The organism is Shewanella fidelis ATCC BAA-318 (genome assembly GCF_000518605.1).
GTDB classification, from domain to species: Bacteria; Pseudomonadota; Gammaproteobacteria; order Enterobacterales; family Shewanellaceae; genus Shewanella; species Shewanella fidelis.
This window is the reverse complement of the sequence record NZ_JADX01000017.1, coordinates 53,425-65,757: the sequence shown is the minus strand read 5'-3', so window position 1 is coordinate 65,757 and position 12,333 is coordinate 53,425. Positions and strand designations below refer to the sequence as shown.

The following is a 12,333-nucleotide window of genomic DNA, read 5'->3' as shown; positions in this document are numbered from 1 at the left end:
AAGTTGTTCTACTCAGAGCGACCAAATCTTTATACTAATTGGTATATAACTCTTTTAACTTATCAGCAAACAACGCCTTCACCTTATCAACTTTAGGCTTAACCACCATTTGACAGTAAGGCTGCTCGCCATGTAACTCATAATAATCGTTATGATAATTTTCTGCTGGATAAAAGCCATCATAAGCAACGACTTGGGTGACTATCGGATTTGGCCAAGCTCCGACTTTAGTTAAATCATCAATCATGTTGTTAGCAGATACCGATTGTGATTCATTATGAATGAAAATCACCGAGCGATACTGGGGGCCAACATCATTACCCTGACGATTTAGTGTTGTTGGATCATGACTCGCCCAAAACACCTCTAATAATGTTTCAAAGCTAACCACATTAGGATCAAACTCTATTTGTACCACTTCGGCATGAGCAGTGTTGCCACTACAAACCGCTTTATAGTTAGCATCATGCTTATCCCCTCCCGCATAACCAGAGGTGACTTTTATCACACCTTTAATCGCTGCAAAAACAGCTTCAATACACCAAAAGCAGCCGCCGCCAAAAGTTGCCAAGTCAGTTCTAATTTTCTCAGCAACCTGCTCAATTGACTTAAACGTCATAGATACAGAATTAACGCAGTGCCTTACATTTTTCGGCGTTAACAATTCACCTTCAAAAACATGGCCTAAATGACCACCACATTGACTACATACAATCTCAGTACGGCTACCATCTGCATCTATATGACGAGCTACCGCACCTTTAATTTCATCATCAAAAGCTGGCCAACCACAATGAGCATTAAACTTATCTTCAGAGCGATATAGCGGCGCATCACACTTCTTACAGCAATATACTCCTTTCGCATCATGCTGGTTATACTCGCCGCTAAAAGGTCTCTCAGTGCCCTTTTGCTCGATTACGTATTTTTCAAAATCAGTAAGTTTACCCATTAAAATATCAACCCCTTATACCGCTATGCCGTTCTGCTCAATATCATAACTGTTATCAGCTTTTTTTATCATCAAGACGATTGCTCTCGAATAAATCAATACACTAGACCTTATACGCTGCAGATAGCTTTCAAGATTACTCCGTTTATTATATTAGTGAACTTGTAAGTTGACCTTAAGCCTCTAGCTTAGCATCTCAATTTACCCATCTATCACTACCAACTAGGCCAATATAAAGTTAACGATTTCAAAAGTCAGAAAACTAGCCTTAATTGACTCACAAGTTTTGATTAATTTTTAACTAAGCGTTATCTGTTAACCGATTAAAATTAAATTAGTTATTGAGTGATTATTTTAGTGCTTTCGCTAACCCGAACAATAACAAGTGTGATCAAGCTCACTTAGGTTTGATCATCCTATTTTACATCGCTAGACTTGGCTTAAATTTGATAATAAGAACAATACTATGACATTAGAAACTATCGATTATCGTGCTAATGATGCAGCAAGCAAATTTGTCACTTCATTAAGAGAAACAGGCTTTGGCGTTTTAAGCAACCACCCTATTAATCAGCAACTCGTAGAAGATATCTACCGTGAATGGCAGGCATTTTTTAATTCTGAAGAGAAACGCAACTACCTGTTCAAACCTGAAACACAGGATGGTTTCTTTCCTGCAGAAATTTCAGAAACGGCAAAAGGTCATAGCGTAAAAGATATTAAGGAGTACTTTCATGTGTACCCTTGGGGGCGTATACCTGACTCGTTGAGAGACAATATCCTTACTTATTATGAAGCCGCTAACCGCTTAGCAGCCGAATTACTCGATTGGGTTGAGCAACACTCACCTGATGAGGTAAAACAGCACTTTTCAATTGCCCTACCCAAAATGATTGAAAATAGCCAAAAAACGCTGCTGCGTGTACTGCATTATCCCCCTATGTCAGGCGATGAAGAAATGGGCGCTATCCGTGCAGCAGCGCACGAAGACATTAACCTACTAACGGTGTTACCTGCTGCAAATGAACCTGGACTACAAGTGCAACTAAAAGATGGCACTTGGATTGATGTGCCAAGTGATTTTGGCAACCTAATTATTAATATTGGCGACATGCTACAAGAAGCATCTAATGGTTACTTCCCGTCAACAAGCCATAGAGTCATCAACCCAGAAGGGCTAGATAAAGGTAAATCAAGGATCTCATTACCCCTTTTTCTGCACCCAAACCCACAAGTAAAACTATCAGACAAATATACAGCCGATAGCTACCTAATGGAGCGCCTACGTGAATTAGGCGTGATTTAGCACCATTAATACCCAATATGCAGCCAAAAAGCACCTTAGGGTGCTTTTTGTTTGTTAAACTTAAGCATTACAAGGTAAAATCCTTTCAATTATGTAATTTGATAGTAGAGCGCACACATGGCAATTCAGTGGTATCCGGGACACATGCACAAAGCACGCAAAGAGATTGAAGAGGTTATGCCTCAAGTCGATCTAGTTATAGAAGTGCTTGATGCGAGGATCCCCTACAGTAGTGAAAACCCTATGGTGCAGAAGCTTCGCGGTGACAAGCCTTGTATCAAACTACTGAATAAATCAGACTTAGCCGATCCTAAAACGACTCAAGCTTGGATTGAATACCTTGAACAAGAACAAGGTGTTAAGGCAATGGCAATCACGACATTACAAGCTGGACAAGTTAAAAAAATTCCAGATTTATGCCGTAAATTTGTACCGAGTCGCGACAAAATCGAAAAAGATATTCGCACCATGATCATGGGGATCCCTAACGTAGGCAAATCCACCATTATCAATACCCTTGCAGGCAGAATGATCGCCAAAACAGGTAACGAGCCTGCCGTGACTAAAACCCAGCAGCGTATCAACTTAAAAAATGGCATCGTATTGTCTGACACGCCAGGTATTTTGTGGCCAAAAGTAGATAACGATAAAAGCAGTTATCGCCTTGCTGTGACAGGAGCAATTAAAGACACAGCTATGGAATATGAAGATGTGGCCATGTTTGCCGCAGAGTATTTCTTAACGGCTTATCCAAATGAAATTGCCGAGCGCTATAAAATCAAACAAATGCCAGATACCGATATTGAATTGCTTGAGGCTATTGGGCGTAACCGCGGGGCATTGCGTCCGGGCGGACGAATCGATTTGCATAAAGCATCAGAAGTCTTACTCCACGACTATCGCGCAGGACGCATAGGTCAATTGTCACTGGAGACTCCAGAAATGGCCGAAGTCGAAAAAATCGAAGTAGCAAGATTGCTGGCAGAAAAAGAGGCTAAAGAGCAAGCGCGTAAAGAGCAAGAGCGCCTAAAACGTTCAGGTAAGCGTTTAAGCTAATTTATGCCATCTCTCTCATTAAAAAAGCGCTAATATTAGCGCTTTTTTAACTTCAAGCTTATGCTGTATGCTGTTAAAGCGTTCCCCTTTGCAAGCGCTGCACTAGTTGGCTACAGCTATTATCGAGAAGATCTAATACCAGCTCAAATCCATCTCCCTCACCGTAATAGGGATCAGGCACTTCAACATAATTTTCAATACCAGCTTCAAATTCACAAAAGTCTAAGATTAATGCTAGCTTAGATTGAAACTGTGGCGGACAAATACGCTGTAAGTCGTGTAAGTTTTGCTTATCAGCAGCCAGAATTAAGTCAAAATGGCTAAAATCGTTCAACTCAACTTGTCTTGCTTTCATTCCGGTAAAATCCAAGCCACGTTTTATACCCGCAGCAACAGAACGTTTATCGGGTGGATTACCTTGGTGATAAGCAATCGTGCCTGCAGAATCAACCTCAATGTCAAGACCTGCCTCTGCCGCCTTTGCTTTAAACATCGCTTCAGCAGAAGGAGAGCGACATATGTTGCCCATACATACAAATAGAACAGCATTAATTTTTGTTGGCATAGTTCCTCATTTACGACTTATAAAATTAATTACTCCTGAATACCATTGGGTATTTAACCAAGGATTCAATGTTATTAGTAACCCATAGTTAAACCAATGTGTGACTAGCGACTCAACTCAAAACTGTATTTTCGGCTAAATTCAACAAGCCACTATCTACCTAACTTAGTTCTACATTCAAACTAAACTATACAAAGAGCGTAATCATTATCTATGAGCTCAACAATCTATTATCAATAGAATCTTGATAATCATTCAACTAAATCACTGTTTTTCGATTGCAGAGATCTAGGTAGCATAGCGACAACGTTTAAATTGCTTGTACCGCTTAACATTAGGAAATGAATATGACTCACCCAATTATTGCAGATCTAGAAAGCCGTTACACTGCAAAGCGCTATGACCCATCGAAGCGCATTCCTCAGCAAGATCTTGATGTAATTTACCAAGCGATGAACCTATCAGCTTCGTCAATTAATTCACAGCCTTGGAAGTTTATTGTCATTGAGAGTGACGAAGCTAAGCAACGTATGCATGACACCTTTGCCAATAACTTCCAATTTAATCAGCCACATATCAAAGCGGCTTCACACATAGTGCTGTTTGCTCACAACCCAAAATATACTCGTGACGATTATGCAAAAGTGGTTGATAAAGGTATTGAAGACAAACGCACAAAACCTGAAGAGCGCGAGCAGGCTTTTGGAGCCTACGCCTTTGTTGAATTAAATACAGATGAAAATGGCGACAACTCTACTTGGACAAAAGCGCAAACATATTTAGCACTGGGTAATACCTTACACGTACTTGCACGTTTAGGTATTGACTCCACCACAATGGAAGGTGTTGATAGTGCGCTGATTGGCGAAATCTTTAAAGAAGAGCTTGATGGTTATGTTTGCGGTGTGGCGTTAGCTATGGGTTATCATCACAACTCTGAAGATTACAATGCTGCATTGCCAAAATCACGTTTACCTGTAGAGCAAGTTGTGCAGGTATTGTAATTTAGAGCAAGAATCCCCACAGCAAACAACTCATTCCTATAATGGATTTATTAAGGGCTCAACAAACATCGTGAGCCCTTATCGTTATTACCTTAAAAACCGCAATGCTATTTCTAGTTGTAAGAAATAATCTTTGGCTAAATTTAAGCCACAATATTGCAAGACTAATTGCAAAATAAAATGTAAGACTGCAGCAAATTCGCTATTTAATGTGCTTCTCTTACCCGTAAAAAACTGGCGAATCTAGGTGTACCTTTTTGGGTTACGCCATAATATTTATAAGTAACCAAACTACCAATGCGAGGTGGATTTAAACGCTCCGCATCAGTAAAGCCGCTTCCCAACTTGAATATTTTACCTTGCTTATTTTCAACGACTAACGCACCAAGCATACCACTATACTTTCCTTTACCTGCTTTATGGGCAATAACGGTTGCCTCTGCATCATAAAAAGGTTTGAGCTTAACGATATCTTGGCTGCGTCCAACCTGGTAAAGCGCTGACTTTTTATGCAGCATGAGCCCTTCACCGCCTTCGGCTATCACTGCTTGCAAATGAGTATCAAGTTGCTTTTGATCATTGAGTGAGTATTGCACTAACACCTGCAAATAAGGGCTGATATCACTCAACTCGTTGACTGCTTTTTGATAGCGTAACTCAAACGCTACTTTCTCGCCGGGCAAATCAAATACCATAAAACGTATGCTTTGCCATTCTTTATCTGTTGCAGAAGATTTCCTCACAATGGCCGATACTTGCTCAAATGCACCGCGGGAGATCCATAACTCACCATCTAATGCATAGTCTGGAAAGCCTGCAGTAAACCAAGCTGGCGCCGCTATTTTTCGTCCTGAACGACTATATAGTGTTTTACCGTCCCAATAGCCTCTGACACCATCAAGTTTTTCACTGATTAAGTAATCCGATAGTTGTGAGATAGGCTCTGACTGCCTTGAAGCAAGTTGGATAGATGGCTTTAGCGAAGGAACTGCTAACTTAGAAGCAGCTGGTGCCTCAGCCGTGTAGGATAAACTCAATAGCAACAACAGTGTATAACGAATAGACATAATAATTGCTCCTTGCAAATCAATTCACATCCTGTGATGTAAGTTTAGGTAACATCCTCACAAGTGCCAAAATGATCTGAACGCCTCGGCTTTAGCTTTTCCATCATATCTAGCGAGGATTTATAGATAATTTGTTCATGCTATAATCTTCGAAAACGTAACGTGTACACCAATTTGAGTGTTAACTCATTGGCATAACCAAATAATGGAACACTATGAAACCAGCTAATAATCAAGGGATAAAGCGTGTCATTAGAGCAACAGGGTTTTCTATACAAGGTTTAAAATCAGCGTGGAAAAATGAAGCGGCTTTCCGTCAAGAATTGGTCTTAGCAGCAATCATGTTGCCCATTGCATTATTTGTAGATGCTAGCCAAGTTGAGCGGGTATTACTCATTTTAGGTCTATTTTTAGTGTTAATTGTCGAGTTAATTAATTCAGCAATTGAAGCTGTCGTTGATAGGATTAGTGACGAACACCATCCTCTGAGCGGTCAAGCAAAAGATATTGCATCTGCAGCTGTTTTCATGAGCTTAATGTTTTGCGGTCTTACCTGGGCTATTATTCTATTGCCTAAACTGATCTAAAGCGGACAGTGTAAGGTAACGGCGAATTAATCTATTGTTAGTTCGCCATAATAACTTGTATTAGTAACCGACATTAGCTACTGCTAATTAGTCAATCATTTAATCCATAACAGCACTTACACCTCAGCATAATCCTCCATGATTCCCCCCTCACTCCCCATAAATCCTTAGCAGTATATCAACTCTTAGATTAATACCATTTAGCTCTGCTAAAGGGGGATGAGTAATATTATTAGTACAGATCAAATAAAAGCTACTTTTTTGAAACAATTTATTCACAACAAGAAAGATCCTGCTATGCTAGGGATGAAAATAATAATAAAGCGTCATTATCTAACTACAAAAATAAGAACGACGGAGTCACTTTTAATGCTTAAAAGTTTCATCATTCGCAGCATTAGTTTACTTGTATTAATTGCAAGTCCCTTGGCTTTAGCCGGCAATAACACTGTTATTCGTATTGGTGGATTTTATGCCAACACCGACTCTACGATTGATGTTAACGATCCTATTTTAGGTAACGCTTTTACTCTGGATTTCGAGTCTGACTTAAAACTTGAAGAGTCACAGTTTTTACCTTTTTTTGAATTCTCCCACCATTTCAATGATCGCCATATTCTGTATGTTGACTGGAAACAACTCCACCGCAATGCACTAGTTCAATCCGTAGAGAAGCCTTTTCAATTTACTTGGGATGATACGACCTATGACGTAAAGTCAGGTATTTCACTCGATAGTACCCTCAATATCGATATCATGCGTATCGGTTACGGTTATGACGTTTGGCAGGGCGACAACTATGATGTAGGTGTATCTGTAGGCCTGCATGCTATGTTTATTAAAACCGCATTTAAAGGCAAAATTGGGATCTGTGACGCCAGCACAGAAAATCGTTGCCCCGATACAATTGATGTACCTAAAGTTGTCGATGAAAAACTTTCAGCACCACTGCCAGATATTGGTGTCTATGGTGCTTATGAATTTTACCCAGGTTTTAAACTCAATGGTCATGCCCAGTATTTCTATATTAAGCTTGATGATCTGAAAGGCGGATTAGTCGACGTTCGCTTAGGCGTTGAAGCTGAAATAAGCGAAAACTGGCATATGACAGCAGCATTTAATTACTACGAGGTCGATGTTGAATACGCCTCCACATTTACCGAAGCCGATATCAAGCTCGCCGATTACAATATTTACTATAGTTTTACTGGCCCTATGTTATCGATTAGCTATCAATTCTAAATTTCAGCTTTAATACCAGTAACAAGCTTTCTATCTGTAAGGTTCAATTTTTGGGTAAAGTATTGTCTGTTGAAGACGGTGTTATCCCCTGTCAATCTAAAAAATCTACCATCAAGGCGCTTTTGGCTTTAAGGGAATAACCATTATTGCAGCTATTCGCTTTGATTTATTTTGCCAACATTCGTTCTGAATTGATCAAATTCTTATACTGATTGGTATAAAAAACATAATAGAATGCAATCATTATATAAATAGCGTAAGCAAAGCCCTTTGCATAAATACGCTCAGTAAAGATATGTAGATAAAGGATAACAATGGCGAGTCCACTGCTAAAGGAATCTGCGGCTAAGTTAAAGAAAGCAATTCCCTTAATGCTCAAGCATCAAATACCTACTACACCAACCAACTATGCACTTTGGTATGCCTATGTTGGCGAGAAAAGTCCATCACTAAACCAACACTTAGATAACGTTGTTAGCCAGTACAGTACTTGCCCGCCTAGCCAAAGTGAGCGACTTTATCGCGAGTTTTTATCTGATCCCGTTGAGCTTGATCTGGTCGATATGCGCCAGAATCTCGATGCTATGGTCACCGAGCTTTCGCAATCGCTAAAAGATACCAATTTCGATGCAGATCAGTTCCAACATAAAATAGACAAAAGTTATACCAAACTTCATAAAATCGAAAATGACGGTTTTACTATTGAAGAAGTGCTCAGCGTCGTAAAAAACTTAGTTCAAGATTCTAACGAGATCAGAGCAAGTGCAAAACACTTTTCAGAGCAGTTAGCCAAGGCACAAGCTGAAATCGACAGTTTGAAACATCAGTTAAAGCAATCGGAACACGAAATGCTGTTTGATGCATTAACTAACTCATTAAACCGCCGAGCATTTAACAACGATCTCAAAGCTATGGTTGAACAACAGCCCGATGGCCTGTGTTTGATTATTGCGGATATCGATCATTTTAAAGTCTTTAACGATACATACGGCCATCAATTAGGTGATCATGTACTCAAAAGTGTCAGTAAACGATTAGAAGAGTCTTGCCAAGATGGTACCAAACTCTATCGTTTTGGCGGTGAGGAGTTCGCCTTAATCGTAGCAAAATCTGAAATAAGACGCGCACGCCACCTTGCTGAGTCCATGCGCAGAAGCTTAGAGAAGCTACTGTTAAAAGATAAACGTAAAGGCACCACAATCAATAAGATAACGGCTTCATTTGGTGTTGCTGAATATAAAACAAATGACAGTGACAGCTCGTTAATTGAACGTGCAGATAAACAACTTTATGAAGCTAAACGGCTAGGCCGCAATCGTGTTATGCCAATTTAGCCAATTCACTATTAAATTGAAGTAGCAAATTGGCCTAAACTAAATCTGCTGTATTGATGCCGCATCAATTCAGCAGATTAAGCTTTAGTCATTCATGACCATAACATTCAACTCAACTAAGCCACTTTAGTTAATTGGTGTCGCTTGCACAACAAAGCGCTGCTCACCTCCTGCAAACTGCGCCCCAAAGGGATAACACGTCACCAGTGTTAATACACTTTCCCCGCTATCTTCTGTCACGCTCATATCTGATTCATGGACCACTTCAGCTTTGGTTACTTTGTACACGAGCGTTTTTCCTGTGGCATTTTGCAAACGAATAAGTTGACCTAACTTAATAGCTTCAAGCCGAGAGAAATGGGTATCCCTATGGCCGGCAATAACCGTATTTCCGCGGGTATTGATATTTGCCGACGATAGCATTTGTGCCGGTCCAAATGCCAGATTTCGACCTGACGCACCAGCGAGAACATATAAACTATCGCCATTAACGGGCTGATGTTCCAGAGCAACGTCACTCATATTTCCCTCGAGGAAATCCATCTTAGCAACGGGGTGTGTATCCGCCCATGACCATGGTTTGTGGGGTTGCCTATCCTGTAGCGTTTTCAGCCACGCTTGCTGAATTAAAAACTGTGCAAAATGTGCTTTAGCTTGCATATATCCACCTTGTGCAATTAATAGCGCGCCGCCTAACAATAGCAACCAACAACAAGTTCTATGTAAGCGGCGCTTCCTGCCACCAGCAGTGGCAAGCTTGCTACTTTTACGAGTGTATTGGCGCCTATTCCACTGGCAATAAGATCCGCTAACGTTACTCATCAGCGTTAGCTCTAACAAACGACAAACGGTATAACAGTGCCAATAACAACAGCATGCTGCCAAAAATCAGTAATACATAACTATTGGTTCCTGTTTGCGGCAAGGTTTGCTTAAGTCCAATTAGATTTCTGTGCCAGCCGTGAGGTAAATGTTGCTCTACATTCGCATCAATCGCAGGTAAACCTTGTGGCCTCACTGGCGTAACATCAACTGCCACCAAACTGGTATACGCACTCATAATGTGAAAATTCATCGCTATTGCCGTAATTTGCTTCTCAATGCGCGCTTTATTGGCACTCTGCTTAGTCAACTCTAATGCTGCTATCTGCTTACGCGCCCAAACTAAATCTAACCCTTTAGCACCTTCGCTTTTCGTTAGCGCTAACTGTCGCTGCCAAAAGTTACCGGCTAACTGCCCTTCTATCATTAAATCATTGCTAACATAACTTGGAATGCGAACAGCAACTAAAACAGGCTCGTCGGCATAAAGATCTGGAATATTGACTGGCCAATAATCTGGCACGCTACCATCACTAAATCTAAGATCCACATCTGTTACTTGCGGCTTCTCTATCTTTTCAAGCAGCTTTACCACTTTATGGTTTACTTCATCCATTTTACCTATATAAGTGTATGTTCCGCGTCCCAGCTCTGCCGCTCGCTGCATAAAGTGTGCATTAGGCGCAGAACCAATACCTATCGTGAATAATCGACTATCGGCTAACTGATCCGCTATTTGTTGAAACAGCGCAGACTCATTTGCAACAGCTCCATCGGTAATAAATAACACTTGCCTAATAGTGTGCGAATGGTTGAAATCGCTTTTCTGTGGCTGCTTTAGCGCTGCATCCAAGGCAAGCGACATCTCTGTGCCACCATCTGCATGCAAGTGATTAATATAATTTTGAGCACTGCCAATATTATTGGCAGTAGCAGGCATTGCGTGCTTAGACCATTTAGACACCCTAGAATTAAACTGCAAAATGTTGAAGCTATCTTGCGGCCTTAAGCCAGCCAAAGCCTGCTTAATTGCCGACTTTGCTTGCTCAATGGCATCTCCAGACATAGAGCCTGAGGTATCTATAACTAAAATAAGCTCTCTTGCAATAATGCTGCTTTGTTCAACACCTGCTTGAGGCGGCATTAACATCACCAACGCATAATGTTCAGCGTTTCTGGAAACACGCTTATCCATCTCAGTAACGTGATTAGTTTGAGTCTTTGTTTGATGAGTTTTACCTTGTTGAGAAAACACAGCGGCGAGTGGTTCATTACCTTGTACAGGTTTCCAAGTTAGCACAAAGTCACGATTTGCAACCGCATCGCTTTGCAAACTGACCAGTGCAGCAGCATCGTCAACCATATTGATATTTACCTCATGGTAAGGACTAACAATGTGCTCTACTGCCATAGCGCTATCAAACTTAACCTTAATAGACACCAGATTGCTATCACGGACACTGCCTTCGGTAACAAGGGGGCTAACACTTTGATGAAGTGCCTTAGCTGACAATAAGCTTGATTCTGTTGCTAATGAGTTTGGTTCAGCTAACGTATGCCTGTTGCCGTGCTGTAACTGGTAATACTGTGCCACCTCTTGTGGTTTAATTCTGGTCATAATTTCTTGAGCTAAACTCTGTGGATTCTCTGTACGCTGGCTATTTAGTGCAGGTTGAGAAACTGGTTCTGCAGTTGGTGCATAGCGGGGAGCAACAACCATCGGAAAACGTAAACTAAACTCGCCATCACGATAACTGAGTGTTTCTTGATAAGTCAGCTCTACAACCAAGGTTTGTCCCGGTGCTAAATTAGCCACCTTGGCGCTAAAAATATTTGCACGCCGTTGTTCAAGTAAGCTAGCTTGTTTACCTTGAGATTTAGCTTGATTGTATATCGCCTTCGCTTTTGCTTTCGGTTGGATCTGCCCTTCGATTATCCTGTCGCCAATATGTAGCTTTAGTTGATCGACAGCAGCTTCATTTGGCAATGGAAATAAATACTGCCCATTAACCCACTCTGTTGAGTTATTAGTAAACTGGTGACGAACTGCAACACGATTAGTCCAGCCTGAGACTTGCATATTCACTTCTGTTTTCATCGGTAATGCCAAAGAGAGCTCACCACGCTGGTTAGCAAAAACCAAAGTGCCCTGAGTGATCGAATCTATTGCTCCTCCCTCTGTCGTTGTTAACGCAAGCGCATTATGGGATAGCACTGTAATCGCTACTGAAAAAGTAAATTTTGCCGTGATTTTGAGTTTGCTAAACCCTGCCAATTTCTGCTTTATGTCTGCAACTGCTTGCTGCAAATACTCCAGTACAATAGGCGTAGAGTTGATAGTAAAATAGCCTGCCATTTTTATTCCTTATCCTTGCCAACCCAAAGCGGGTTTCAAGTG

Annotated in this window: 11 protein-coding genes; 6 read left to right on the top strand and 5 right to left on the bottom strand. The window is 40.9% G+C overall.

Annotated elements, in window-relative coordinates; genetic code table 11:
• Nucleotides 1-34: 34 nt before the first annotated feature.
• A complete protein-coding gene (locus L884_RS0108495; RefSeq protein ID WP_028767094.1) occupies nt 35-952 on the bottom strand; it encodes a bifunctional methionine sulfoxide reductase B/A protein in 918 nt (305 codons plus the stop codon).
• A gap of 466 nt (nt 953-1,418) precedes the next feature.
• Between L884_RS0108495 and L884_RS0108490 the strand changes: the two genes are divergently transcribed.
• Nucleotides 1,419-2,258, top strand: coding sequence for an isopenicillin N synthase family dioxygenase (locus L884_RS0108490; protein WP_028767093.1), 840 nt, complete (start codon nt 1,419-1,421; stop codon nt 2,256-2,258).
• Between the two features lie 117 nt (nt 2,259-2,375).
• On the top strand, nt 2,376-3,314 hold the full coding sequence (ylqF, locus tag L884_RS0108485) for a ribosome biogenesis GTPase YlqF (protein ID WP_028767092.1): 939 nt from the start codon (nt 2,376-2,378) through the stop codon (nt 3,312-3,314).
• 73 nt (nt 3,315-3,387) lie between these two features.
• On the opposite strand, the gene L884_RS0108480 is transcribed toward ylqF, so the two are convergent.
• The gene (locus tag L884_RS0108480; protein ID WP_028767091.1) at nt 3,388-3,879 is read right to left on the bottom strand and encodes a low molecular weight protein-tyrosine-phosphatase; all 492 of its coding nucleotides are present in this window, start codon (nt 3,877-3,879) and stop codon (nt 3,388-3,390) included.
• 347 nt (nt 3,880-4,226) lie between these two features.
• On the opposite strand from L884_RS0108480, the gene L884_RS0108475 reads away from it, so the two are divergent.
• Nucleotides 4,227-4,883 carry a nitroreductase family protein gene (locus tag L884_RS0108475; protein ID WP_028767090.1) on the top strand — a complete coding sequence of 219 codons (657 nt, stop codon included), beginning with the start codon at nt 4,227-4,229 and terminating at the stop codon, nt 4,881-4,883.
• A 206-nt stretch (nt 4,884-5,089) separates the two neighbouring features.
• On the opposite strand, the gene L884_RS0108470 is transcribed toward L884_RS0108475, so the two are convergent.
• Entirely contained in the window at nt 5,090-5,950 is an 861-nt protein-coding gene (locus tag L884_RS0108470) for a DNA ligase (RefSeq protein WP_051435587.1), read from the bottom strand.
• Nucleotides 5,951-6,165: 215 nt separating this feature from the next.
• On the opposite strand from L884_RS0108470, the gene L884_RS0108465 reads away from it, so the two are divergent.
• The 3 genes from L884_RS0108465 to L884_RS0108455 all read left to right on the top strand — a co-directional run bounded on the left by L884_RS0108465 (nt 6,166) and on the right by L884_RS0108455 (nt 9,113).
• Nucleotides 6,166-6,537, top strand: a complete 372-nt coding sequence (locus L884_RS0108465; protein ID WP_028767088.1) for a diacylglycerol kinase — start codon at nt 6,166-6,168, stop codon at nt 6,535-6,537.
• 369 nt (nt 6,538-6,906) lie between these two features.
• A complete protein-coding gene (locus tag L884_RS0108460; protein WP_028767087.1) occupies nt 6,907-7,779 on the top strand; it encodes a hypothetical protein in 873 nt (290 codons plus the stop codon).
• 314 nt (nt 7,780-8,093) lie between these two features.
• On the top strand, nt 8,094-9,113 hold the full coding sequence (locus tag L884_RS0108455; protein WP_028767086.1) for a diguanylate cyclase domain-containing protein: 1,020 nt from the start codon (nt 8,094-8,096) through the stop codon (nt 9,111-9,113).
• A gap of 126 nt (nt 9,114-9,239) precedes the next feature.
• On the opposite strand, the gene L884_RS0108450 is transcribed toward L884_RS0108455, so the two are convergent.
• Both L884_RS0108450 and L884_RS0108445 read right to left on the bottom strand, forming a co-directional pair.
• A complete protein-coding gene (locus L884_RS0108450; RefSeq protein WP_028767085.1) occupies nt 9,240-9,935 on the bottom strand; it encodes a class GN sortase in 696 nt (231 codons plus the stop codon).
• Entirely contained in the window at nt 9,928-12,291 is a 2,364-nt protein-coding gene (locus L884_RS0108445) for a marine proteobacterial sortase target protein (protein WP_084221419.1), read from the bottom strand. The genes L884_RS0108450 and L884_RS0108445 overlap by 8 nt, the downstream gene beginning before the upstream one ends.
• Nucleotides 12,292-12,333 lie beyond the last annotated feature (42 nt).